Here is a 23,760-nt window from a genome sequence, read left to right as displayed (position 1 = left end):
CAACTTCACGGACAAAAGAGCCGAGCTCAGTGAACCGGCCCACGCCAGTTAAAACCGATAATTTCTTCCTGCTGATCTTCCGTGCACTGCGCCACCGCCGTGTGCCGATTGCATTGCGCATTGCCAGCCATAACGTGATCCTGGTCGCCCTGGCCCTGGTGATCTATGCCGGTGTGATGGGCCTGCAGTTCAAGCAAGCCATGCACGAACAAGCCGACGCCCTGGGTCAGAGCCTGACCACCCAGACCGCCACTTCGGCCACCGAGCTGCTGGTGTCCAATGACATCCTCAGCCTCAACGTCCTGCTCAACAACCTGACCAAGAACCCGCTGGTGGCCCATGCGGCGATCTACAGCGTCGACAACCGCATCCTCGCCGAAGCCGGGCAACGCCCCAAGAGCAGCCTGCTGGGTGAAACCGAGGGCGTCTACCAGACCAAGATCACCTTCCAGGACGTGACCGCCGGCAACCTGCGGATCAGCCTGGACATGGCGCAGTTCCAGCAGCCGATGACCATCAGCCTGCAGAGCATGGGCATTCTCAGCGCCATCCTGCTGGCCCTGGCTCTGGCCCTGAGCCTGCGCCTGGGTCGCCACATCTCCACCCCGCTGCTGCAACTGCGGGTCTGGCTGCGGGACCTGGATGAGCACACCCCGGCGACCCAGCGCCAGGACGAAATTGGTGATCTGGCGCGCCAACTGCACGCTCGCCTGGTACCGGAAAAGCCCGAGCCAGAGCCGCAGCCAGAGCTCGAAGAGCAGGATGACGAGGAACACGAAGCCGCATTCGAAGTGCGTAACCTGCGTGACCCAAGCTTTGATGAAAGCACCCCGCTCGCCGGTCTGAAGCCTGCGCCACGGCATCTGGTCAGCGCCGAGGAGGACGAACTGGACGAAGAAGATCCGTTCGCCGACCTGCGTGATCACTCGTCGACTCCCGCCCCCAAACCTGCGCTGCAACCCCAGGTCCCGGCACAGCCTCAGCACAGCGCAGTACTCGCAGTGCAGTTGGGAGCCCAGGAGCAACTGCGCCGCCTGCCCCGCGCGCGGCTGATGGAACTGCTGGAGCGCTATCGTGATTGCCTCGACCAGGCGGCCTCGCTGTACCAGAGCGAACTGCACACCCTGAACGATGGCAGCACGCTGATGCTGTTCCATAGCGAAGACAGCGGCGACGACTACCTCACCAACGCCATTTGCTGCGGCGAGCTGTTGCGTGCTCTGGGCCATGCCCTGCAGATCGAAGTGGCGGACAGCGGCATCACCCTGCAACTGCAATTGGGCCTGACGCTGGGCGAAGGACTGTTCGGCCTGAGCCAGATCGACCTGCTGCTGACCGAAACCGCCCAGGACGCCCTGGCGCTATCCCAGCACAGCCGCAATCTGCTGCTGGTGGAGCGCCAGATCAATGACGACGCGCTGATCCGTCAGCGCGCGCGTATCCGCCCTATCGCCAGCCCGGAAGGAGCTTGCTGTGTCGAACGGCTGATGGAGCCCTATCCGTCAATGCTGGAACGGCAATTGGCGCGCATGCATGAGACACGGGCCAAGCTGTAAGGCTGGCACCGTGCAAGAAACAGCCCGCCAAGTGCGGGCTTTTTTGTGGCCTTCGTGTAGCCACTAACGCAGCTTGCGACAAGCCCCGAAGGAGCTTCAGCGCGAGGCATGATTGCGGCCTGCTCGCAGACCACAAGGATGGTGCTGGCCATATGAAACACCTGCCACAGCCAGTAACGAAAAGGCCCGCGGATTAGGCGGGCCTTGTCTTGCAGCGGCTCAACTCAGAATCTGAACACTTCCATATCCGTACGGATTGGCGTGGCCATTGGGATCTTCGGCTGCTTCTCATGCTCGGCAGGCTTGGGCGCAGGTGCCGGCGGCGCCTTGCGTGGCACTTCTGCCACCGCTGGCTGATTGGCCAAGGGTTTGAGGGCGACCGACAATTGCTCGGCCAGACGCTGCAACAACACGCCCTGGGCCTGGACCTGAGACGCCGTGGTACCCGCATGCTGCTCCTGCAGGTGAACAATGCGGTTGTCCCGCACCTGACCACGACGATCGATCAGGCGCCACTGAGCATCCAGTACCGCCGGTTGCGACTTGCCGGAATCCAGGCGAGTGATCGACAGCAGTACCTGGACATCCGGAGTGAAGCCGCTGGTGGCCGGCGCCAGTACCACGCGCTGGCTGTCCAGATGGCCGGCCACCTGGCGCAGCAGCAACTGGTCGATGTCCGAAGACAAGCTACCGGCCCAACGGCCATCGGTGGAGGCTTGCAGGCTGCCATCGTCCTGGCGTTGCAAGAGGGTTTCCCGTTGCAGGTAGTCAGCGATCAACACCGGCCCCAACAATACCGACATGCCGGCACTGGCCGGCTGGGCTGGACTTCCGCTGTCCAGCTGATACAGCGACACCGGCTGGTGTACGCTGCAACCCGCCAGGCCAAAAACGCCCGCGAGCAAGAAAACAAGAGGAAGGCGCAGAGCAGTCATCATCCCATCCAAGTGGCGGCCACAAGGCTGGCCACAGTGTAAATACTCAAAAAAATTGAATAACGCCCGGCCACGCCAGCGTTTGAAACGCGCATATCATCCGTGAATATGCGCCATGACTCCAGTGTTCTAGCGTTGATCTGGCGCTTAAGTCCAAGATCGAACGCTCTAGCCCGCCCTTAACTGAGCGGCTCTACCAACAACGCATCGACCCGCTGGAAACCGCGAGGCAGTTTGTTGCCACGACGCCCGCGCTCGCCCTTGTAGTGTTCAAGGTCATCGGCCTTCAACGACAAGGTGCGCTTGCCCGCCTGCAACACCAGGGTCGCGCCATCGGGCAGTACCGCGATGTCGGTGACGTACTCTTCGCGGCTGGCCACACGCTCACCGGGAATGCCGATGATCTTGTTGCCCTTGCCTTTGCCCAACTGCGGCAGGTCGCTGATCTTGAACACCAGCAGACGCCCCTCGGTGGTCACCGAGGCCAGCCAGTTCTGCTCGCGGTCGGCCACCGGCCGCGGCGCCAGGACCTTGGCGTTGTTCGGCAGGCTCAACAGCGCCTTGCCCGCCTTGTTCTTGGCCTGCAGATCTTCGCCCTTGACCACGAAGCCATAGCCCGCGTCGGAAGCGATCACATACAAGGCATCGTCATCGGGCAACAGTACGCACTCGAACGTCGCACCCGGTGGCGGCGTCAGACGACCGGTCAACGGCTCGCCCTGACCACGGGCCGATGGCAGCGTGTGGGCCGCCACCGAGTAACTGCGGCCGGTGGAGTCGATGAACACCGCGAACTGGTTGGAACGCCCCGCAGCAGCAGTCTTGTAACCGTCACCGGCCTTGTAGGACAAACCAGTGGCGTCAATATCATGCCCCTTGGCACAGCGAACCCAGCCTTTTTCCGACAGAACGATGGTCACCGGCTCGGTGGGCATCAGCTCGTTTTCCGACAGTGCCTTGGCTTCCGCACGGGCGACGATCGGGGAACGACGGTCGTCGCCGTAGGTTTGTGCGTCTTGCAGCAATTCGGTACGTACCAGCTTCTTGAGCTTGCTCTCGCTGTTGAGCAGGGCTTGCAGCTTGGCCTGCTCCTTGAGCAATTCATCCTGCTCGGCCCGCAGCTTCATCTCTTCCAGACGCGCCAACTGCCGCAGGCGGGTATCGAGGATATAGTCGGCCTGGATTTCGCTGAGGGCGAAACGCTCGATCAGCTTGGCCCGCGGATGCTCCTCGGTACGGATGATGTGAATCACCTCATCCAGGTTGAGGTAAGCGATCAGCAAACCGTCCAACAGATGCAGGCGACGCTCGACCTTGTCCAGGCGGAACTGCAGGCGCCGGCGCACGGTGGCCACCCGGAACTCCAGCCATTCCACCAGCAACGCCCGCAGGTTCTTCAACTGCGGCTTGCCGTCCAGACCGATGATGTTGATGTTGACCCGGTAGGTCGATTCCAGCTCGGTGGTGGCGAACAGGTGCTGCATCAGCTCATCGGGATCGACCCGGTTGGAGCGCGGGATGATCACGATGCGGCAGGGGTTCTCATGGTCCGACTCGTCCCGCAGATCGGCCACCATCGGCAATTTCTTGGCCTGCATCTGCGCGGCAATCTGCTCCAGCACCTTGGCCCCGGAGACCTGGTGCGGCAGCGCGGTGACAATAATGTCGCCATCCTCGATCCGATACACGGCGCGCATGCGCACCGAGCCACGGCCGGTTTCATAGATCTTCAGCAGGTCGGCGCGCGGGGTGATGATTTCCGCTTCGGTGGGGTAATCCGGCCCCTGGATATGCTCGCAGAGCTGCTCCACCGTGGCCTTGGGTTCGTCCAGCAGACGCACGCAGGCCGAAGCCACTTCCCGCAGGTTGTGCGGCGGCACGTCGGTGGCCATGCCCACGGCGATACCGGTGGTGCCGTTGAGCAGGATATTCGGCAGACGCGCCGGCAATACCAGAGGTTCCTGCAAGGTGCCGTCGAAGTTCGGCCCCCAGTCCGCAGTGCCCTGGCCCAGCTCGCTGAGCAGCACTTCGGAATAGCGCGACAGACGCGCCTCGGTGTAACGCATGGCCGCAAAGGACTTGGGATCGTCCGGCGCACCCCAGTTGCCCTGGCCGTCCACCAGCGTGTAGCGATAGCTGAAGGGCTGTGCCATCAGCACCATGGCTTCGTAGCAGGCGGAATCCCCGTGAGGGTGGAACTTACCGAGCACATCACCCACGGTACGCGCGGATTTCTTGTGCTTGGAATCGGCATCCAGCCCCAGCTCACTCATGGCGTAGACGATACGCCGCTGTACCGGTTTCAGGCCGTCGCCGATATGCGGCAAAGCACGGTCCATGATCACGTACATGGAGTAGTTGAGGTAGGCACTTTCGGTGAAGTCAGCCAGTGACCGGCGTTCTACGCCATCCAGGCTGAGATCAAGGGAGTCGCTCATGCGGGCCTCATTGGTTCGTTGTCTGGCGCAGCAGCATAGTGCCGCCGCGCTGAGTAAATTCAAGTTTCTTCAAAGCGCTCATGCCCAGCAAAATCTGGTCGCCGTCGAGCCCCGGGGCCACCAGGGCCCTGACGTCCTGGAGAACGATATCCCCCAGTTGCAAACGCTCTATACGGGTCCGATAACCCTCGCTGCGCCCGTTGGCCGTGCTCAGGGTGACCGGCACCCCGCGCTCCAGGCCCAGGCGCTCGGCCAGCCCGGAAGGAATCGACACCTCGGTGGCGCCGGTATCGAGCATGAATTGCACCGGCTGCCCGTTGATATGGCCGCTGGCGACGAAATGCCCCTGGCCGTTGCCGACCAGTTTCACTTCGATATAACCCTCATGTTGTTGCGAACTGACGACCGTGTTCGGGTTCTCCTGACGGGCCTCCCAATCAGCGAAGAACCGCGTGGCCAGAAACAGCGCAGCGGCCCAGGCCATGATCAGCATCACGCGCCCGGCACTCTTGCCCGGTTGCTGGCTCATGACTTGCTACTCCAGCCACCTTCAGGCGCCGCAAAACGCCAGACGATGGGACGGGCCTCGCCATCGGCGCGGGCTCCATTGTTGTTGTCCACACCGATCCAGGCCCCCTTGGCATCCACCACCAAGGCTTCCGCCAACCCATAGGGCTGTGGATAACGTCGATGCTCCACCAGCGCCTCGGCGGCATAGGACCAGCACTGCTCGACCTTCGCGGTCTGCGCATCCCGGCGACAGATCTGATAGGCGTTACGCTCCAGGGTGAACAACTTGCCGTCGAACAGCGACACGTCGGCAAAATCCCGGGACACCGCCTTGGCATTGGGCACCTGCTCCGGCTGCATTTCCGAGCCTGCCTCACTGAGCAGCACGCAACCACCATCACAGTCCCAAGTGGTCTGCCCGCGCTTGACCAGCAACAGCCCGCGCCGCTCACGCTCCGCCGCCAACCAGATCCGGTCGCCGGCAGGGTTCACCGCCAGGCCTTCGAACAAGGCGTTGAAATGCAGGAGCATGCCACTGGCCCGCGCTTCACGGACCATGATCGGGGAGATCTTCAACCAGGCCGGCGCGCCTTGCGCCGGCACTTGTAGCACCGCGGCATGAGCCTCGCTGATCACATACTTGTTGCCGGCGGCGTCGCAGGAGATGCCTTCGAAATCCAGGTCGCCACCACGCACGAAGGACGCCGCCCAGGTCCGTGACTTCAAGCCCCAGGGCAAGCCGGTATCGGGTACTGCAGGCACCTCCAGCTTGACGGCATCGGCCTGCCAGGCACTGTCGCGGGTATCGAGCTTGTAGATCTGATCGTCATCGCGGTCGGAAACCGTCCACAAATCCTGGCCACAGAGTGCCAGCCCGGACAGATTGCCGCCGCGCATGCCTTCCACAGGATGCTCGGACAACAAGGTCAGTTCGGGCACTGGCGCGGCCACCACCGAGGTTGCCAATAGCGCTAGGGCCAGGGCAAAACCTCTGTGCATCAGGCCAGCACCTCGGCCAGGTTGCCCTTGGACTCCAGCCAGGACTTGCGATCACCGGCGCGCTTCTTCGCCAGCAGCATGTCCATGATTTCTGCGGTGGCCTCGACGTCGTCCAGGGTCAACTGCACCAGGCGCCGAGTGTTCGGGTCCATGGTGGTTTCACGCAGTTGCGGCGGGTTCATCTCACCCAGCCCCTTGAATCGGGTGACCTGGGGCTTGCCGCGCTTCTTCTCGGCCACCAGGCGATCGAGAATGCCGTCGCGCTCGGCATCATCGAGGGCGTAGAAGATGTCCTTGCCCAGGTCGATGCGGTACAGCGGCGGCATGGCCACATAGACGTGACCGGCATTCACCAACGGGCGGAAATGCTGGACGAACAAGGCACAGAGCAAGGTGGCGATGTGCAAACCGTCGGAGTCGGCGTCGGCGAGGATGCAGATCTTGCCGTAGCGCAGTTGGCTCATGTCCTCGGCGCCGGGATCGACGCCGATGGCCACGGCAATGTTGTGCACTTCCTGGCTGGCCAGGACTTCGCTGCCGTCCACTTCCCAGGTGTTGAGGATCTTGCCGCGCAACGGCAGGATCGCCTGGAATTCCTTGTCCCGTGCCTGCTTGGCCGAACCACCCGCGGAATCACCCTCCACCAGGAACAGCTCGGAACGCATCGGGTCCTGGCCAGCGCAGTCCGCCAGCTTGCCGGGCAGCGCCGGGCCCTGGGTAATGCGCTTGCGCTCGACCTTCTTGCTGGCCTTCAAGCGGCGACCGGCGTTGCTGATGGCCAACTCCGCCAGTTGCATGCCCAGCTCGGGATTGGCATTGAGCCACAGGCTGAAGGCGTCCTTGACCACACCGGAAACGAAAGCCGCCGCCTCACGGGACGACAAACGCTCTTTGGTCTGGCCGGAGAACTGGGCGTCTTGCATCTTCATCGACAGGACGAAGGCGATCCGTTCCCAGACGTCTTCCGGAGCCAGCTTCAGGCCACGGGGCAGCAGGTTGCGGAATTCACAGAACTCGCGCATGGCATCCAGCAGGCCCTGGCGCAGGCCGTTGACGTGGGTACCGCCCTGGGCCGTGGGGATCAGGTTGACGTAGCTTTCCTGAACACTGTCGCCACCTTCCGGTAGCCACAGCAGGGCCCAGTCCACCGCTTCCTTGTTACCGGCCAGGCTGCCGCAGAACGGCTCGCTGGGCAGGCGTTCGAATTCGCTGACCGCATCCACCAGATAGGAGCGCAAGCCGTCTTCGTAATGCCACTCCACCTTCTCACCGCTGGACTTGTCCTCGAAGCTCACCAGCAGCCCCGGGCACAGTACCGCCTTGGCCTTGAGCACATGCTTGAGGCGGCTGACGGAGAATTTCGGCGAATCGAAGTATTTCGGGTCCGGGGCAAAGTACACACTGGTACCAGTGTTGCGCTTGCCCACGGTGCCGACCACTTCCAGCTCGGTGGCCTTGTAGCCGTCGGCGAAGGTCATCTGGTATTCGTTGCCGTCGCGCTTGACCCGAACCCGCACCTGGTGCGACAGGGCGTTGACCACGGAAATACCCACCCCGTGCAGACCGCCGGAGAACTGGTAGTTCTTGTTGGAAAACTTGCCGCCGGCATGGAGCTTGGTGAGGATCAGCTCGATCCCGGACACGCCCTCTTCCGGGTGGATGTCCACGGGCATGCCGCGGCCGTCGTCGCAGACTTCCAGGGAATGGTCGGCGTGCAGGATGACCTGTATCGACTTCGCATGGCCGGCCAGGGCTTCGTCGACACTGTTGTCGATGACTTCCTGGGCCAAATGGTTGGGCCGCGTGGTGTCGGTGTACATGCCCGGGCGTTTGCGCACCGGGTCGAGTCCCGAGAGGACTTCGATGGCGTCTGCGTTATAAGAGCTAGCGCTGGGAGTGGCCATGGGTTCTCGTCGTTAGTCGTTCAATGAATATGGGGCGAGGCCTTCACAGTGCCGTGAAGTCGATCGCCTGGTACTGATCGGCAGTGATGCCGGCAAAATTCAACATCGCCGGCAATTGTCCGGCAAAACCTTGGAAACTATGATCGCCGCCGGCCTGAATGCGCAAGGCGCAGGCACGGTAATAGCGCTCGGCGCTGCGATAGTCCAGCGTCTCGTCCCCAGTCTGCAACCACACCTGATAACGCTGTGGGTCCTGAGGCGGCGCGACTTCCAGCGCTGCCAGGGCCGCCACATGGTCATGGGTCAGCTCCCAGGTTTCATCGGTATACAGGTTTTTCTGCGTGCCCAGATAACCGTCGAACATCCGGTGCGGGCTGACAGCAGGGTTGATCAGCAGGGCTTTGAGCCCGTAGCGCTCGGCAAGGTGAGTCGCATAGTAGCCGCCGAGCGAGCTGCCGACCAGCAATGGTCGACCGAGCTCGGCAATCGCCTGCTCCAGCTGGCCAATGGCCTGTCGCGGATGATGATGCAGGGCCGGTACCCGCAATTGTTCAGCCAGCCCCAGCTGCTCCATGACACGCCGCAACTGAGAGGCCTTGGTCGACGCGGGAGCACTGTTGAAGCCGTGGATATAAAGGATCGAACCGGACATGCGAACTCCCTGTGCACCTGGGCAAAAGCCGCAGTTTACAGGGATGACGACAGGTTACGAAGCCGCTTCAGTAGCCGTTGCTACCGTAGTCGATGGTGAATTCGTAGCCCAGGACCCGTTCCACACCGGTTTCCAACCGTCCATCGGGCCACAACCGCAGCCAGCGATAGCCAGGCACCTGCTCCTCGACCTTGAAGTCGTCGCTGCCGGGCTCGAACTGGATGCAGGTCGAGGGTGAGGCCAATAGCCGCATGGCGCCGCGCTGGCGATCGATTTCCTGATGCACATGCCCCCAGAGCAAGGCACGGACCTGAGGGAAAGCATCGAGCACGGCGAACAGTGCCTCGGCGTTGCGCAGGCCAATGGGCTCCATCCAGGTACAGTCAATGGATACCGGGTGATGGTGCAGGCAGATCAGGTGATGGCGCTCAGGCGCCTCGCTCAGGGAGTGAGCCAGCAATTGCAGTTGGTCGTCCTGCAGGTAACCCGGCACCGAGCCGGGCACCGCCGAGTCCAGCAAGGTGATGCGCCAGTTGCCGATATCCATTACCGGCTCCAGCAAGTCACTGTCCTGCGTCGCCAGTTGCATGACCTGCGGCTCGTCATGGTTGCCCGGCAGCCAGCGGCCCGGTGCCGGAATCTGTCGGGTCAACTGACGAAAGCGCTGATAGGACTCCAGGGAACCGTCCTGGGACAGATCACCGGTGGCCAGCATCAGGTCGATCCGCGGCTGCTGCGCCAGCACCTGCTCGATGACTCGCTGCAGACTGTCGGCGGTGTTCATGCCCAGCAAGGTGCCATCAGCGTCGGCAAACAGGTGGCTGTCAGATAGTTGCACCAGCAGTACGGAATCGTCGGCAGTCAGTGCGGATACGCTTGGCACGGCGTTCTCCCGGAGCAAGGGCACAAAGCATGATGAAGGCGGCAATTATGCTGGGGGAAATGCAAAAGAGGAAACCTGGGAAACGGACCCAGTTCACATCTATCGCACGGCTTCGAACTCGTGGCCGCAGGCCAGGCAATGACTCAGCCACTCCCCAAGAAAGACATTCAACTGAGCCTTTTCATCCGGCTGATGCATGAAGGCATTGGGATAGGGATAGATGCTGCGAAAACGCCGGGCATGCTCGGCACTGATGACCTCCGCCATCCGCGCATCGTGATAGACCTGCACTTCCAGTTGCGGCACGGGCAGCCACGGCAAGCTGTGCTCCTGACGCACCTGCAAGGTGGTGGTGTAGGGACAGGCCAGCACCACTTCCAGGGCCAGTACGCCGAGCATCTGGTCGCCCTGGGTCACGGCAATGCGCCGTGCCACAGGCTGATTGCGCATGTCAGGCAACAGGCGCATCAGCCGAGCGTAGTTGGCCTCGCAGGACGCTTGCAGCCCCGCGAGATCAACCCGATAGCGGTCGCGTACCTTGTTTACGACCATAACCCCCTCACTTCAGCGCGATTGAGCGCCAGCCACTGCAAGGCAATGATGCTGGCGGCATTGCAGATCCGCCCGTCACGCATGGCCTGCAACGCATCCTCATAAGCCATCACCGAAACCCGGATGTCTTCCGCCTCCTCTTCCAGCCCATGCAGCCCGCCGGCAGCGCTGCTGTCGCAACGGCCCAGGAACAGGTGGACGAACTCGGTGCTGCCCCCCGGCGACGGAAAATACTGGGTCATCGGCCACAGCGCAGAGATGTCCAGGCCAGCTTCCTCCTGTGCCTCACGCCGAGCAACCTGTTCCGGTTGCTCGTCCTTGTCGATCAGCCCGGCCACCAGTTCCACCAGCCAGGGCGTAGCGGTCTTGCCCATGGCGCCAACGCGGAACTGTTCGATCAGCACCACTTCATCGCGTTGCGGATCGTACGGCAGTACGCAGACCGCATCGTGACGGACAAAGACTTCACGATTGATTTCCCGCCCCATGCCACCGGCGAACAACTCGTGGCGCAATTGCAAGCGATCGAGCCGGTAGAACCCCTGGAAGCAGTTTTCACGCCGGATGATCTCAACGGCACTTGGCGTGGAGTTGGCAAAGTCAGTCATAACAATCCTCGTGTACAGCGTATTCGACCCGAGGATCCCCCTCGACTTCGCGCCATCCTAACGCGCCCGCGGCTGCCGATGCAGCCCCTTTACCCTCAGCGGGATAGACGGCGAGGGGCTAAACCTACTCTAATTGCTTCTATTGAGCTTAGTGGCGAACCGACTGCCTCGCAGACAGTCGAAGCCGGTAACTTTTGCCTCCCCCCTGGTTTATGAAGGACGCCCATGTCGCTTGTCAAAATCGCCTCCGTGGCCTGTATCGCCCTGACCCTGGGCGCCTGCCAAAGCCTGTTTCAGCCAAGCTACAACACCCCACTGGAAACCAAGCGCGAGAAATCCGAACAACTCAAGCCCGGCTGCAGTGGTGCCGACTGCCCACTGGTCAACCTTGACACCGTGCACTTTCCCGCCGAGCCGCAACTGGACGCCATCGTCGAAAAACGCTTGCTGCAAATGACCCGCACCAGCCCCGACGCCCCACTGCCGGCCAGCCTCAGCGCCTACCGCGAACAGTTCCTGCGCAGCGCAGCAGACCGCCACGGCATGTACCTGCAATCCAAGGTACGCGAGCAGCATGACGGACTGGTGATCATCGAACTGGCCAGCTACCTGGACACCGGCGCCGCCAATGGCACCCCGGGACGGGGCTTCGTCAACTACTCGCGCCAGCAACACAAGGCCCTGAACCTGGCAGACATGCTCCTGCCCGGCCAGGAGGACATGTTCTGGAAGGCTGCGCGGGTTGCCCACAACAACTGGCTGATCAGCACCCACCTGGATCGCGAAGCCGAATTCGTCAAGACCTGGCCGTTCCAGAAAACCCCGAACGTGGCCCTGACCCAGAAAGCCGTGACCCTCAAGTACGACGTCACCACCATCGCGCCCTCAGTTCTGGGTCATATCGAATTGCAGATTCCCTACGACCGCCTCAAGGGCGTGCTCAAGCCCGAGCTGTTTCCCGAGAACTGAACGCCCGCCCCAGCAGCCACTGCAACAGCCCTGCCAGTACCAGTGACGGCAGGGTTGCACCGACATCCGGATACAAATTGGCCAGCAGGTGACAGGTGCTCACCCCACCCAACCGGGCCGGCAGCGCCGTCCAGCGCAGGGCTGAGTGCGGGATCTGCCCGCTGCGGCGACGCAGGATGAAGTGATCCACCAGCACCACGCCAAACAACAGCGCAAATGCCGAGCCGATCAACAGCAGGAAGTTCTGGTATCGGGCCAATGGCGCCAAACACGCGCTGGTCGGCCGGCTCCGCGAGATCGGGATAGCAGGTACTTGCCCTGCTCAAGGGATCTATCTCAGAAAGAACAGGAGCAAGCTGCAAGCCTCAAGCATCAAGAAAAAGCACTTCGGCCTTTGCTTTCCGCTTGCAGCTTGCAGCTTGCAGCTTGCAGCTCGTGGCTTAGACCTTCTTGTACAGCTGGCTGCCTTCCTGCTTGAAGCGCGCGGCCTGCTCGGCCAGTCCCTTGGCGACATCCACATCCACCGCTTCGATGCGCTGGTTGGCCGCGTATTCGCGCACTTCCTGGGTGATCTTCATCGAGCAGAACTTCGGCCCGCACATGGAACAGAAATGTGCCACCTTGGCCGAATCCTTAGGCAGGGTTTCGTCGTGGTAGGAACGTGCGGTGTCCGGGTCCAGGCCCAGATTGAACTGGTCTTCCCAACGGAACTCGAAACGCGCCTTGGACAAGGCGTTGTCGCGGATCTGCGCGCCAGGGTGACCTTTGGCCAGGTCGGCAGCATGGGCCGCGATCTTGTAGGTGATGATCCCGGTCTTCACGTCATCCTTGTTCGGCAGGCCCAGGTGCTCCTTGGGCGTGACGTAGCAGAGCATGGCGCAGCCGAACCAGCCGATCATCGCCGCGCCAATACCAGAAGTGATGTGGTCGTAGCCCGGAGCGATGTCGGTGGTCAGCGGGCCCAGGGTGTAGAACGGTGCCTCGTCGCAGCACTCCAGCTGCTTGTCCATGTTCTCCTTGATCAACTGCATCGGCACGTGGCCCGGGCCTTCGATCATGCACTGCACGTCGTGCCTCCAGGCGATCTTGGTCAGCTCGCCGAGGGTTTCCAGCTCACCGAATTGGGCTTCGTCGTTGGCGTCGGCAATCGACCCCGGACGCAGACCATCTCCCAGGGAGAAGCTGACGTCGTAGGCCTTCATGATTTCGCAGATTTCGTCGAAATGGGTGTAGAGGAAGTTCTCTTTATGGTGCGCCAGGCACCACTTGGCCATGATCGAACCGCCCCGGGAGACGATGCCGGTGACGCGCTTGGCGGTCAGCGGTACATAGCGCAGCAACACGCCGGCGTGGATAGTGAAGTAGTCCACGCCCTGCTCGGCCTGCTCGATCAGGGTGTCGCGGAACAGCTCCCAGGTCAGGTCCTCGGCCACGCCGTTGACCTTTTCCAGGGCCTGGTAGATCGGCACGGTACCGATCGGCACCGGCGAGTTGCGGATGATCCACTCGCGGGTTTCATGGATGTGCTTGCCGGTGGACAGGTCCATCACCGTGTCCGAACCCCAGCGGATGCCCCAGGTCAGTTTCGCCACTTCTTCCTCGATGGAAGAACCCAGGGCGCTGTTGCCGATATTGCCGTTGATCTTCACCAGGAAGTTGCGGCCGATGATCATCGGCTCCAGCTCAACGTGGTTGATGTTGGCCGGGATGATGGCGCGGCCGCGGGCGATTTCCTCGCGGACGAACTCTGGGGTGATTTCTTTCGGAATGCTGGCGCCGAAGCTGTGGCCGGCGTGTTGCTGCTTCAGCAGGCCGGCGGCGCGGGCCTCCTGCAGCTTCATGTTTTCGCGGATGGCGACGTATTCCATCTCGGCGGTGATGATGCCTTTGCGCGCGTAGTGCATCTGGCTGACGTTGGCCCCGGCCTTGGCTCGGCGCGGGTTGTTGACGTGGGCAAAACGCAGCTTGGTCAATTCCGGGTCCGCCAGACGCTGCTGACCGAAGTTGGAGCTCAGGCCCGCCAGGCGCTCGGTGTCGCCACGGTCTTCGATCCACGCCGAACGTACATCGCCCAGGCCCTTGCGCACATCGATCACCACGTTCGGATCGGTGTAAGGACCGGAGGTGTCGTACACAGTGACCGGCGCGTTGATCTCGCCGCCGAAATCGGTGGGGGTCACGTCCAGGGTAATTTCGCGCATGGGCACGCGGATGTCCGGGCGGGAACCCTGGACATAGACTTTTTGCGAGCGGGTAAAGGGCTGCACCGATTGTTGGTCGACTTGGGCCGACTCACTGAGGTTGCTAGCGTTTTTTAGTTTTGTCGTCATCACGGGCTCTCCAGACAGCATCCAGGCAGTGGGATTTTGTCGGAGCGAACCTGTAACGGACGGACGCACCCTGTCTAAGCAACTAGTGAGTGCAGTGCTTGGTACTCGAGGGGTGTTCGATTGTCGAACAACATCCCGGACGAAGCACAAGAGGACTCGCCGGGTGACGAGAAATCTTGTTCCCTACGCAGGCGCTAACCTGATCAGGTTCAACGGGATCCGGATTATCCGATCTCAGCCTCATAGCAAGGCACCCCGACAAGAACCGGACCAGTCTAGACAAAGCCGGGACAGAACGCCAACCCCCGTGCAATAAGCAGGATGAATGGCGTAATTAGCGGATTGTTGCGACCTGCCAGCGGCTCTACACTCCTTGCCCTGTGTCGAACCTTGACGCTATATGGGTCGCGCCTTAGCCTTGGCGCCTGGATTATCTCCGTAATATCAACTCTAGGGATCGCCGAATGCTGCGCAAACTCTCACTGGCTGTTGCCGTGTCTTGTGCGTCCAATGGAATGGCCTGGGCAGCAGAAGCGCCTTTGACCACCAAGACCGACCTGGTCAGCGTCTACCAGGAAGCGGTGGACAACAATGCCGATCTGGCCGCTGCACGCGCCCAGTACGGCGCCCAGAAGGAAGTGGTGCCCCAGGCTCGCGCCGGGCTTTTGCCCAACCTCTCTGCCGGCGCGGACATGAGCAATACCCGCACCAGGTTCGATGAGCCTTCCATGACCTCGACCCGCAGCGGCAACGTCTACCAGGCGACCCTGGCCCAGCCGTTATTCCGCGCCGATCGCTGGTTCCAGTTGCAAGCCGCCAAGGACATCAACGAACAGGCCTCGCTGCAACTTTCGGCCACCGAACAGAACCTGATCCTGCAAAGCGCGGAGAACTACTTCGCGGTGCTGCGCGCCCAGGACAACCTGGCCTCGACCAAGGCCGAGGAAGCCGCCTTCAAACGCCAGCTGGATCAGTCCAACGAACGCTTCGATGTGGGCCTGTCGGACAAGACCGACGTACTGCAATCCCAGGCCAGTTACGACACCGCCCGGGCCAACCGCATCCTTGCCCAGCGCCAGGTGGACGACGCCTTCGAGGCCCTGATCACCCTGACCAACCGCGAGTACAACGCGATCCAGGGCATCGTCCATACCCTGCCGGTGCTGGCGCCGACCCCCAACGATGCCAAGGCTTGGGTCGACACCGCCGCCAAGCAGAACCTCAACCTGCTGGCCAGCAACTACGCGGTCAGCGCCGCCGAGGAAACCCTCAAGCAGCGCAAGGCCGGGCACGCCCCGACCCTGGACGCCGTGGCGCAGTACAAGAAAGGCGACAACGACGCCCTGGGCTTCAGCAACCCCAATCCGTTGACGCGCTACGGCAGCGATGTCGAACAGCGCTCCATCGGCCTGCAGTTGAACATCCCGATCTACAGCGGCGGGCTGACCAGCTCCCAGGTTCGCGAGTCCTATTCGCGCCTGAGCCAGACCGAACAGCAGCGTGAATCCCTGCGCCGCCAGGTGGTGGAGAACACCCGCAACCTGCACCGCGCAGTGAATACCGATGTCGAGCAGGTCCAGGCCCGACGCCAGTCGATCATCTCCAACCAGAGCGCGGTGGAAGCCACGGAAATCGGCTATCAGGTGGGGACGCGCAATATCGTCGACGTGCTCGATGCCCAGCGCCAGCTGTACACCTCGGTGCGCAACTACAACAACAGCCGCTACGACTACATCCTCGACAACCTGCGCCTGAAGCAGGCCGCCGGCACCCTCAACCCCGGTGATCTGCAAGACCTGTCGCGCTACCTCAAGGCCGACTACAACCCGGACCGTGACTTCCTGCCGCCCGACCTGGCCAAGGCCGCACAAGAGCAACTCAAGGCTCGCCCCTGAAGCTTGAAGCCATGAAAAAGGCCACCTTTGCGGGTGGCCTTTTTTTGCGGCCGCTACGCAGCCGAACGCAGCCTGCGGCAGCGGCTACAGACGGACGATCAGTGCCTGTTCAAGAGACGATCAAGGCCATCCAATAACCGCTGCAAGGCCCCCTGGTTGGCCTTGAGCACCTTGAGCCCGGCCTCGGCCATCTTCTGCGCATCCCGGGGCAACTCGAACAGGCGCTGCACCGCCACCGCCAGTCCCTCAGCGTCATCCACCTCCTGCAAGGCACCGGCCTCGCGCAGCATCGCGGCGATTTCCAGGAAGTTGAACAGGTGCGGCCCGCTGATCACCGGTTTGGCCAGGGCCGCCGGCTCCAGCAGGTTGTGCCCGCCATTGGCGACCAGACTGCCGCCGACAAAAGCGCTGTCGGCCAGGGCGTAGAGGAACAGCAACTCGCCCATGGTGTCCCCCAGCAACACCGAGGTGGTGGCGCCCACCGGTTCCCCAGCGGAGCGGCGAACCGTCGCGAATCCCTGTTGCTGGCACAACTCGAACACCGAGTTGAAGCGCTCCGGGTGCCGTGGCACCAGGATCAGCAGGGCATTCGGGTAGCTGGCCAGCAGTTGCCGATGGGCGTCGAGCACCACGGCATCTTCACCTTCGTGGGTACTGGCGGCGATCCACACCGGGCGCTCCATGGCCTGCCATTGCTGGCGCAGATCCCGGGCACGCTCCAGCAGTTGCGGGTCAATGCTCAGGTCGAACTTGATCGAGCCTGTGACTTCCACCGTATCGGGACGTGCACCCAATTGACGGAAACGCTCGGCTTCGGCTTCGGTCTGCACCGCGAACAGGCTCATTTGCCCCAGCATGGGCGCGGTCAGGCGGGCAAAACGCCCATAGCCCTTGGCCGAGCGCTCGGACAACCGGGCATTGGCCAGGGCCACCGGAATCCCGCGCCGAGCGCACTGGTCAATGTGATTGGGCCACAGCTCGGTCTCCATGATCACCGCCAGCTTGGGCTGCACCCGATCCAGAAACCGCGCCGCGGCGCAGGGCAGATCGTAAGGCAGGTAGCAATGCTGGATTCGTGGCTCATTGGCGAACAACGCCTGGATACGCTCGGAGCCGGTGGGCGTCATGCAGGTCACGGTGATCGGCAACTGGGGATAACGGGCCAACAGGGCACGAATCATCGGCGCGGCGGCGATGCTCTCGCCCACAGACACCGCATGCACCCAAATGCCGCCAGTCTGCATGGCCGGCAAGCCAAGGGAGAAACGCTCGCCAATGCGCTTGGCATAAGCCGGAGCCTTGCGCGAACGCAGCCACAGGCGAATCGCTACCAATGGCAGCCCCAGGTAAAACAGTGCGGTATAGAGAGTTCTATTCATGGCGGCGGAGTTTATCGGTTTTTTAGCCGATCGCCTTCAGGTGCACGGCAAAACGTTCCGCCAGCCAACGCGCCGCCGGCCCCAGAGGTTCGTCGCGGCGCCAGGCCAACTCCACCACCAGCGCCGGCGGGGTCCATTCGCTGACCAATTCGACCATCTGGTGCTGGTAAGCCGGGTACTGCACCACATGCCGCGGCAGCCAGGCCCAGCCCAGGCCGCGCATCAGCCATTCAGCCATGACATAGAAGCTGTCAGCCCGCCAGACCTGGGGGCTGACCTGCTCGCCACCGGGATAACCGCTGAGTTGAGGAGCGATCAGCAACTGCCGGTGCCGGGCCAGCAGTTGGCGATTGACCCGTTTCTCATGGGCCAGCGGATGCCCCACGGCGCAGACGGTGACCATCTCGACGCTGCCCAGGGCTTGGCGCTCCAGGGTTTCCGGCATCTGCTCATGGTGAAACAGCAGCCCCAAGTCGGCCCGACGCTCCACCAGTTTGCGCGCCACGTCCCCCTGAGCACCGCTGGCCAGTTGCACTTCCAGGCTGGGAAAGCGCTCGGCCAGTGCCTCCAGGCTGTCGAGCACCGGCTGATAGGGCATCGCCTCATCCTGGGCCAGGCGCAACCGCGCCTCCTGGCCCCGCATCAAGGCCAGCGCCCGGCCATTGAGGCGATCACACTGGCGGAGGATTTCCCGGGCCTCCTGCAACAAGGCACTGCCGGCTTCGGTGAGTTTTGGCTGACGGCCGCTGCTGCGCTCGAACAGGCTCACTCCCAGGTCCTCTTCCAGCAGGGCAATGGCGCTGCTGATGGCGGACTGAGCCTTGCGTTGCTGGCGGGCTACTGCAGAAAACGAGCGCAGCTCGGCAACACTGACAAACAGCCGCAACTGCTCCAGGTTCCATTGCATGTTCATAGGGTAACCTATCTCCATAACAGATAGGTAATGACTTTACCCCATCTGAACACTCTCTAGAATGCCGACCTCAGAAAAGCAGTCCCAGACACGAGGAACCCTCCCATGAACGCTTACTACTACCTGGCCATCGCCATCTGCGCGGAAGTAATTGCCACTGTTTCAATGAAAGCGGTCAAGGGCTTGAGCACACCACTGCCCCTGGCGCTGATCATCGTCGGCTACGGCGTGGCGTTCTGGATGCTGACCCTGGTAGTGCGCACCGTCCCGGTAGGCGTGGCCTACGCAGTGTGGGCAGGCATGGGCATCGTCATGGTCAGCATCGCCGCCCTGTTTCTCTACGGCCAGAAGTTGGATATCCCGGCCATGCTGGGCATGGCGCTGATCGTCCTCGGCGTGGTGGTGATCCAGCTGTTCTCTAAAACCGCCGGGCACTGACCCTCTGCTCATGCAGGAGCCGGCTTGCCGGCGAGCAGCCCACCCCGTGACAACCTGTCACGGGGTTCGCCTGGCCGCTCCTACAGATTCACGAGCCTGTATACTGCGCCTCTCGTTTTGAACACTGAGGTCGCTGCATGCCATCCGCTATTTCTACCGATGTGCTGATTGTCGGCGCAGGCGTCGCCGGTCTCTGGCTCAACGCCCGTCTGCGGCGCCAGGGCTTTTCCACTGTACTGGTGGAAAGCGCCAGCCTCGGTGGCGGACAGAGCGTGAAATCCCAGGGGATCATCCACGGCGGCGCCAAATACGCCCTGCACGGCGCCCTCACCGGTGCCTCGGAAGCCATCGCCGACATGCCGCGGCGTTGGCGCGAAGCCCTGGCCGGCACCGGCGAGCTGGACCTGTCCGGCGTGCGCCTGCTGTCCGACGCCCATTACCTCTGGTCTCCCGGCACCCTGGCCGGCAACCTCACCAGCTTCTTTGCCAGTAAGGCCGTGCGCGGCCGGGTCGATCAGGTCAAGGGCGAACAATTGCCCCCGGCCCTGCAAGACAAACGCTTCAAAGGCAAGGTCTATCGCCTGGCCGAGCTGGTGGTGGATGTGCCTAGCGTCATCCAGCGTCTGGCAGACCTCGGCGGCGATAGCCTGCTGGCCGGACAGAAGATCGAACCCCTACTGGAGAATGATCATCTGGTGGGCCTGCGGATCGATGGACGCGAGATCCGCGCGCAACGCATCGTCCTCAGCGCCGGTGCCGGCAATGCCGACCTGCTCAAAGCTATCGGCCTGAGCCAGCCGGCCATGCAGCAACGTCCGCTGCACATGGTGCTGGTCAAGGGGCCAACCCTTAAACCCCTGTACGCCCATTGCCTGGGCGGCGGCCCCAAACCCCGGATCACCGTCACTACTCACCCGGCTGCCGACGGCCAATGGGTCTGGTACCTGGGAGGCGATCTCGCCGAAGCCGAAGGCGTGGCCCGGGAACCGGCGGCGCAGATCGCCGCTGCCCAAAAGGAACTGGGACAGTTGCTGCCTTGGGTCGACCTGAGCCAGGCGCAGTGGGCCACCTTGCGAGTGGATCGGGCCGAGCCGGCGCAATCGGGCCTGACCCGGCCGGATAACGCCTTCCTCGCCGAGCAGGATCGCCTGCTGGTGGGTTGGCCGACCAAACTGGCCCTGGCGCCGGACTTCGCCGACCGCGTTCTCGCGGCTCTGGAGCGCGACGGCATTCGTCCAGGCCACAGTGATCCACTTCCCGCCCTGCCCAAGCCGCCCCTGGCACAACCGGCCTGGGAGCAACTGCTGCCATGAGCCAGCCGTCCCTGCATAACCTGCATCGCCCCATCGGCAGCACCGGCCTGATGGTTTCGCCTCTGGGCCTGGGCACGGTCAAGCTGGGCCGTGATCAGGGGGTGAAGTACCCCAGTGGCTTCCAGATCCCAGATGACCAGGAAGCCCGCATGCTGCTCAAGCTGACCCGCGACCTGGGCATCAACCTGATCGACACCGCCCCCGCCTACGGCCGCAGCGAAGAGCGCCTGGGCCCCCTATTGCGCGGCCAGCGCCAGGAATGGGTGATCGTCAGCAAGGTCGGCGAAGAGTTTGCCGACGGCGTGTCCCGCCACGACTTCAGTGCCGCTCACACCCGACTGTCCGTGGAGCGCAGCCTGCAACGCCTGGAAACCGACTTCATCGACCTGGTGCTGGTGCATTCCGACGGCAACGATCTGGCGATCCTTGAGCAGTACGAGGTCTACCAGACCCTCGCGCAGCTCAAGCAGGAGGGCAAGATCCGTGGCTTCGGCTTCTCCGGCAAGACCGTCGACGGCGGTCTGAAGGCTCTGGAGCAAGGCGATTGCGCCATGGTTACCTACAATCTGAACGAACAGGCCGAGCGGGCGGTCATTGACTATGCCGCCGACCACCACAAGGGCATCCTGGTGAAAAAGGCCCTGGCCAGCGGCCATGTCTGCCTGAGTCCGGGCATCGACCCGGTGCGGGCCAGCTTCGAACTGCTGTTTGAGCGGCCCGGCGTTGCCAGTGCTATCGTCGGGACCATCAACCCGTTGCACCTGGCCCATAACGTGGCGACCGTGGCACAGGTTCTAGGGTCTGTTCCCGCTTGGTGACAGGCCGCGACGGCGGCTCACTGGGCACAGGGCAAGGCGCGAGGAGCGCTGTTTGGTTGTTCCAAATAAGCTCCGAGCAACGCCGCCCTGTGCCCAGTGAGCCCCGTCCCTTCGGGTTGCATGCCAAACGGGAACAGACCCTAGGTACCAACTGATGCCGCCGACGCGGCCGACCCCGACGCAAGAAGGAGCCGAGATGTCGCGACCGCTCATTAGAAAGAACCCCAGCAACTTCAAGACCCTGCCGCTGTTCGTCGAGGCGACTCCCGAAGGCCTCTGCTACCAGAGTGTCGGGAGGCCGCTGAACTTCGCTCAGACCCTGCAGCGCCGACGCGCGGTGACGGTGGCAGACCACGAAAGGTTTGCCTTGGAACTGGCCAACCTCGGGGTTTCTGTACGCCTGACCTTGCACTGGCAGAACCGTGACTACTGGGTGCTGGTGCGCCAGCGACGCCAGGACCGCGGCGACGTGGTGCTCAAGCTGATCTCCGGCTACGTACCCGCCCATGAACTGAACCTGCCGCTGCACACGGCCATCCAGGAAATCGCCGAGGAATGCCTGCTGGAAACCCCGGAAGGCTGGCTCGGCGGACGCTTCAACGACACTTGGCTACCTGCCCCTTACGCCGGGGCCCTGCATTATCGCGAGGCCCTGCCCTTTCGCCTGACTCCACTGTCCGGAGCCGCGCGACCGGTACGCTGCGCCAACCTGCAATTGCTGGAGCGACCCCGAGCCTACGTGCACCTGCCCACCGCCTCGTTGCAACTGATCTACGACCTGCGCCTGGACGTCCCCAAGGAAGCCAAGTCGCTGAGCCTGTTCCACGTCGACGAGCGCCTGGAAGGCGACCAGTTGGTGGCGCGCCTGGACCGCAAGCGGCCGGATCTGTACCTGATGCCCCTGGACAATGGCCAGCCCTGTGCCGAGCTGTACACCTTGAAGAAGGATCAACTGCACCCAGCCAGCACCCGCGGCCTTTACCTGGCCGAAAGCTTCGCCCAGCAGGAAGGCTGGGTGGTGCGTGAGGAGCGGATTCGCTGGAAGGACTGGCTCAGGCAACGAGGCCTGAGCGAACCGGAAAAGGACTCGAAGCTTTCGCGCCTGACCGGCAAGGCCCGGCAGATCCTGCGCAAGATGGTTCCCGCCAAGGCCAGGCGCCAAGGCTGAGGCAAAAAAAACGGCGCCTGGAGCAAGCGCCGTTTTTTCAGACTGCAACCGTTACTGGGCCTTGTCGGTCTTGCGGATCTTCTCGACGATGGCGGTGGTCGAGCTGTTCTCCACCAATCCCAGCACCTTCACCGTGCCGCCATACGCCGTGACGATATCGGCGCCCACCACCTGATCGATGCCGTAGTCGCCACCCTTGACCAGCACGTCCGGGCGGACCTGGGACAGCAGGTTTTCCGGAGTGCCTTCAGAAAAGCTGATCACCCAGTCCACGGCCCCCAGCCCCGCCAGCACCGCCATGCGCCGGTCGACACTGTTGATCGGACGTCCAGGCCCCTTGAGGCGGCTGACCGAAGCATCGTCGTTGATCGCCACGATCAATCGGTCCCCTTGAGCCCGGGCCTGTTCAAGGTAGGTCACATGCCCAGCGTGAAGGATGTCGAAGCAGCCATTGGTGAACACGATCTTCTCGTTGTGCGCCCGGGCATCATCGATGGCCAGCAACAGCTGATCGAGGCTCAGAACACCGCGCTCGGAACCTTCCTCGCGCTGGATCGCCCGACGCAGCTCCGGTGCACTGATGGCCGCCGTCCCCAGCTTGCCGACCACAATGCCCGCGGCCAGATTGGCCAGGCCCACCGCGTGGGGCAGCTCTTCACCGGCGGCAATCGCTGCCGCCAAGGTCGAAATCACGGTATCACCGGCCCCAGTGACGTCGAACACTTCACGGGCACGGGCCGGCAGATGCAGGGCCGGATGATCCGGACGCAACAGGGTCATGCCGTGCTCGCCACGGGTCACCAGCAGCGCCCCCAGCTCCAGATCGTGCATGAGCTTGGCGCCCTTGCTCACCAGTTCGTGCTCGTCGGCGCAGCCGCCGACTATGGTTTCGAACTCGCTGAGGTTCGGCGTGATCAGGCTGGCACCACGGTAGATGGAGAAATCCTTGCCCTTGGGGTCCGCCAGCACCGGAATGCCACGGGCCCGCGCGGCCGCGATCAGCACCTGATGGTTGCGCAGAGCACCTTTGCCATAGTCGGACAGCACCAGCACCTTGATGCCGTCGAGCAAAGCGTCGACCTCGGCCGCCAGGGCCAGGGCGTCGGTGGCAAAGGGTTCTTCAAAGTCGATGCGCAGCAGCTGTTGGTGACGGCTCATGACCCGCAGCTTGACGATGGTCGGCTGGTGGGCAATGCGCTGGAACAGTGCACGTACGCCGGCACCTTGCAGGCTGTTGGCCAGGCTGTCGGCAGCCTCATCGTCACCGGTCACCCCGACCAGGGAGGCGGGCGCACCGAGGGCGGCGATGTTCAGGGCAACGTTGGCGGCACCACCCGGGCGGTCCTCGATCTGCTCGACCTTGACCACCGGCACCGGCGCCTCAGGGGAAATCCGTGAGGTACCACCATGCCAGTAACGGTCGAGCATGACATCGCCGACCACCAAGACAGGGGCTTGATCGAATCGCGGCATGGACAACTTCATGGAGCATCCCACATA

20 protein-coding genes, 1 pseudogene and 1 riboswitch are annotated in these 23,760 nt (G+C 62.8%); of the genes and pseudogenes, 7 read left to right on the top strand and 14 right to left on the bottom strand.

The window, feature by feature from the left end; genetic code table 11:
* Positions 1-29: 29 nt before the first annotated feature.
* On the top strand, positions 30-1,556 hold the full coding sequence (locus tag DWF74_RS18790; protein ID WP_102862896.1) for an AhpA/YtjB family protein: 1,527 nt from the start codon (positions 30-32) through the stop codon (positions 1,554-1,556).
* A 224-nt stretch (positions 1,557-1,780) separates the two neighbouring features.
* On the opposite strand, the gene DWF74_RS18785 is transcribed toward DWF74_RS18790, so the two are convergent.
* From DWF74_RS18785 to DWF74_RS18745, 9 genes are all read right to left on the bottom strand, one after another.
* The gene (locus tag DWF74_RS18785; protein WP_102882020.1) at positions 1,781-2,491 is read right to left on the bottom strand and encodes a PqiC family protein; all 711 of its coding nucleotides are present in this window, start codon (positions 2,489-2,491) and stop codon (positions 1,781-1,783) included.
* A 179-nt stretch (positions 2,492-2,670) separates the two neighbouring features.
* Complete coding sequence (gene parC, locus DWF74_RS18780; RefSeq protein WP_102862894.1) at positions 2,671-4,929, bottom strand: DNA topoisomerase IV subunit A; 2,259 nt, start codon at positions 4,927-4,929, stop codon at positions 2,671-2,673.
* A 7-nt stretch (positions 4,930-4,936) separates the two neighbouring features.
* Positions 4,937-5,458 carry a retropepsin-like aspartic protease family protein gene (locus DWF74_RS18775; RefSeq protein WP_102862893.1) on the bottom strand — a complete coding sequence of 174 codons (522 nt, stop codon included), beginning with the start codon at positions 5,456-5,458 and terminating at the stop codon, positions 4,937-4,939.
* A complete protein-coding gene (locus DWF74_RS18770; RefSeq protein WP_115581475.1) occupies positions 5,455-6,438 on the bottom strand; it encodes an esterase-like activity of phytase family protein in 984 nt (327 codons plus the stop codon). The genes DWF74_RS18775 and DWF74_RS18770 overlap by 4 nt, the downstream gene beginning before the upstream one ends.
* A complete protein-coding gene (gene parE, locus DWF74_RS18765) occupies positions 6,438-8,342 on the bottom strand; it encodes a DNA topoisomerase IV subunit B (protein WP_102862891.1) in 1,905 nt (634 codons plus the stop codon). Before parE ends, DWF74_RS18770 begins: the two co-directional genes overlap by 1 nt.
* Positions 8,343-8,385: 43 nt before the next feature.
* Positions 8,386-8,994, bottom strand: a complete 609-nt coding sequence (locus DWF74_RS18760; RefSeq protein WP_102862890.1) for a YqiA/YcfP family alpha/beta fold hydrolase — start codon at positions 8,992-8,994, stop codon at positions 8,386-8,388.
* A 67-nt stretch (positions 8,995-9,061) separates the two neighbouring features.
* Positions 9,062-9,877: a 3',5'-cyclic-AMP phosphodiesterase gene (gene cpdA / locus DWF74_RS18755; protein ID WP_115581474.1), complete on the bottom strand. Its 816-nt coding sequence runs from the start codon at positions 9,875-9,877 to the stop codon at positions 9,062-9,064.
* 99 nt (positions 9,878-9,976) lie between these two features.
* Positions 9,977-10,429 (bottom strand): DUF1249 domain-containing protein, encoded by a 453-nt coding sequence (locus tag DWF74_RS18750; RefSeq protein WP_011058915.1) that lies wholly within the window; start codon positions 10,427-10,429, stop codon positions 9,977-9,979.
* Positions 10,420-11,037, bottom strand: coding sequence for an NUDIX domain-containing protein (locus DWF74_RS18745; protein WP_102862888.1), 618 nt, complete (start codon positions 11,035-11,037; stop codon positions 10,420-10,422). The genes DWF74_RS18750 and DWF74_RS18745 overlap by 10 nt, the downstream gene beginning before the upstream one ends.
* Positions 11,038-11,262: 225 nt before the next feature.
* On the opposite strand from DWF74_RS18745, the gene DWF74_RS18740 reads away from it, so the two are divergent.
* Positions 11,263-12,006, top strand: coding sequence for an RsiV family protein (locus tag DWF74_RS18740; RefSeq protein ID WP_102862887.1), 744 nt, complete (start codon positions 11,263-11,265; stop codon positions 12,004-12,006).
* Here the strand turns inward: DWF74_RS18740 and DWF74_RS18735 are convergent.
* Both DWF74_RS18735 and thiC read right to left on the bottom strand, forming a co-directional pair.
* A pseudogene (locus DWF74_RS18735) lies at positions 11,978-12,280 on the bottom strand (putative hydroxymethylpyrimidine transporter CytX); the annotation flags it as partial. The gene DWF74_RS18740 and the pseudogene DWF74_RS18735 overlap by 29 nt on opposite strands.
* 166 nt (positions 12,281-12,446) lie before the next feature.
* Complete coding sequence (thiC, locus tag DWF74_RS18730; protein WP_115581473.1) at positions 12,447-14,336, bottom strand: phosphomethylpyrimidine synthase ThiC; 1,890 nt, start codon at positions 14,334-14,336, stop codon at positions 12,447-12,449.
* A gap of 163 nt (positions 14,337-14,499) precedes the next feature.
* Positions 14,500-14,604, bottom strand: a riboswitch (TPP riboswitch).
* 196 nt (positions 14,605-14,800) lie between these two features.
* On the opposite strand from thiC, the gene DWF74_RS18725 reads away from it, so the two are divergent.
* On the top strand, positions 14,801-16,231 hold the full coding sequence (locus DWF74_RS18725; RefSeq protein ID WP_102862885.1) for a TolC family outer membrane protein: 1,431 nt from the start codon (positions 14,801-14,803) through the stop codon (positions 16,229-16,231).
* Positions 16,232-16,329: 98 nt separating this feature from the next.
* Here DWF74_RS18725 and waaA read toward each other — a convergent pair whose 3' ends face one another.
* Together waaA and DWF74_RS18715 are read right to left on the bottom strand one after the other, a co-directional pair.
* Positions 16,330-17,610, bottom strand: coding sequence for a lipid IV(A) 3-deoxy-D-manno-octulosonic acid transferase (gene waaA / locus DWF74_RS18720; RefSeq protein WP_115581472.1), 1,281 nt, complete (start codon positions 17,608-17,610; stop codon positions 16,330-16,332).
* Between the two features lie 22 nt (positions 17,611-17,632).
* On the bottom strand, positions 17,633-18,517 hold the full coding sequence (locus DWF74_RS18715; protein WP_162884166.1) for a LysR family transcriptional regulator: 885 nt from the start codon (positions 18,515-18,517) through the stop codon (positions 17,633-17,635).
* Between the two features lie 111 nt (positions 18,518-18,628).
* Here DWF74_RS18715 and DWF74_RS18710 point away from each other — a divergent pair, with 111 nt between their 5' ends.
* The 4 genes from DWF74_RS18710 (at position 18,629) to DWF74_RS18695 (ending at position 22,260) form a co-directional block, all read left to right on the top strand.
* Positions 18,629-18,961, top strand: coding sequence for a DMT family transporter (locus DWF74_RS18710; protein WP_011058907.1), 333 nt, complete (start codon positions 18,629-18,631; stop codon positions 18,959-18,961).
* Between the two features lie 137 nt (positions 18,962-19,098).
* Entirely contained in the window at positions 19,099-20,274 is a 1,176-nt protein-coding gene (locus tag DWF74_RS18705) for an NAD(P)/FAD-dependent oxidoreductase (protein ID WP_102862882.1), read from the top strand.
* Positions 20,271-21,092, top strand: coding sequence for an aldo/keto reductase (locus DWF74_RS18700; RefSeq protein WP_115581471.1), 822 nt, complete (start codon positions 20,271-20,273; stop codon positions 21,090-21,092). Before DWF74_RS18705 ends, DWF74_RS18700 begins: the two co-directional genes overlap by 4 nt.
* 196 nt (positions 21,093-21,288) lie before the next feature.
* Positions 21,289-22,260, top strand: a complete 972-nt coding sequence (locus tag DWF74_RS18695) for a metal ABC transporter ATPase (RefSeq protein ID WP_102862880.1) — start codon at positions 21,289-21,291, stop codon at positions 22,258-22,260.
* A 51-nt stretch (positions 22,261-22,311) separates the two neighbouring features.
* Here DWF74_RS18695 and hldE read toward each other — a convergent pair whose 3' ends face one another.
* Positions 22,312-23,745, bottom strand: a complete 1,434-nt coding sequence (hldE, locus tag DWF74_RS18690) for a bifunctional D-glycero-beta-D-manno-heptose-7-phosphate kinase/D-glycero-beta-D-manno-heptose 1-phosphate adenylyltransferase HldE (protein WP_102863061.1) — start codon at positions 23,743-23,745, stop codon at positions 22,312-22,314.
* Positions 23,746-23,760: the final 15 nt, after the last annotated feature.

Source organism: Pseudomonas protegens (genome assembly GCF_003363755.1).
Classification (GTDB): Bacteria; Pseudomonadota; Gammaproteobacteria; order Pseudomonadales; family Pseudomonadaceae; genus Aquipseudomonas; species Aquipseudomonas danubii.
This window is presented reverse-complemented; position numbering and strand designations above follow the sequence as displayed.

What these genes read in the sequence shown, in the direction of transcription:
- DWF74_RS18715 (WP_162884166.1), bottom strand. Translation starts at nt 18,517, where the DNA reads ATGCAATGGAACCTGGAGCAGTTGCGGCTGTTTGTCAGTGTTGCCGAG.
- DWF74_RS18740 (WP_102862887.1), top strand. Translation starts at nt 11,263, where the DNA reads ATGTCGCTTGTCAAAATCGCCTCCGTGGCCTGTATCGCCCTGACCCTG.
- DWF74_RS18725 (WP_102862885.1), top strand. Translation starts at nt 14,801, where the DNA reads ATGCTGCGCAAACTCTCACTGGCTGTTGCCGTGTCTTGTGCGTCCAAT.
- DWF74_RS18710 (WP_011058907.1), top strand. Translation starts at nt 18,629, where the DNA reads ATGAACGCTTACTACTACCTGGCCATCGCCATCTGCGCGGAAGTAATT.
- thiC (WP_115581473.1), bottom strand. Translation starts at nt 14,336, where the DNA reads ATGACGACAAAACTAAAAAACGCTAGCAACCTCAGTGAGTCGGCCCAA.
- waaA (WP_115581472.1), bottom strand. Translation starts at nt 17,610, where the DNA reads ATGAATAGAACTCTCTATACCGCACTGTTTTACCTGGGGCTGCCATTG.
- parC (WP_102862894.1), bottom strand. Translation starts at nt 4,929, where the DNA reads ATGAGCGACTCCCTTGATCTCAGCCTGGATGGCGTAGAACGCCGGTCA.
- DWF74_RS18750 (WP_011058915.1), bottom strand. Translation starts at nt 10,429, where the DNA reads ATGGTCGTAAACAAGGTACGCGACCGCTATCGGGTTGATCTCGCGGGG.
- DWF74_RS18785 (WP_102882020.1), bottom strand. Translation starts at nt 2,491, where the DNA reads ATGACTGCTCTGCGCCTTCCTCTTGTTTTCTTGCTCGCGGGCGTTTTT.
- DWF74_RS18695 (WP_102862880.1), top strand. Translation starts at nt 21,289, where the DNA reads ATGTCGCGACCGCTCATTAGAAAGAACCCCAGCAACTTCAAGACCCTG.
- DWF74_RS18760 (WP_102862890.1), bottom strand. Translation starts at nt 8,994, where the DNA reads ATGTCCGGTTCGATCCTTTATATCCACGGCTTCAACAGTGCTCCCGCG.
- DWF74_RS18770 (WP_115581475.1), bottom strand. Translation starts at nt 6,438, where the DNA reads ATGCACAGAGGTTTTGCCCTGGCCCTAGCGCTATTGGCAACCTCGGTG.
- hldE (WP_102863061.1), bottom strand. Translation starts at nt 23,745, where the DNA reads ATGAAGTTGTCCATGCCGCGATTCGATCAAGCCCCTGTCTTGGTGGTC.
- DWF74_RS18745 (WP_102862888.1), bottom strand. Translation starts at nt 11,037, where the DNA reads ATGACTGACTTTGCCAACTCCACGCCAAGTGCCGTTGAGATCATCCGG.
- DWF74_RS18775 (WP_102862893.1), bottom strand. Translation starts at nt 5,458, where the DNA reads ATGAGCCAGCAACCGGGCAAGAGTGCCGGGCGCGTGATGCTGATCATG.
- DWF74_RS18705 (WP_102862882.1), top strand. Translation starts at nt 19,099, where the DNA reads ATGCCATCCGCTATTTCTACCGATGTGCTGATTGTCGGCGCAGGCGTC.
- DWF74_RS18700 (WP_115581471.1), top strand. Translation starts at nt 20,271, where the DNA reads ATGAGCCAGCCGTCCCTGCATAACCTGCATCGCCCCATCGGCAGCACC.
- parE (WP_102862891.1), bottom strand. Translation starts at nt 8,342, where the DNA reads ATGGCCACTCCCAGCGCTAGCTCTTATAACGCAGACGCCATCGAAGTC.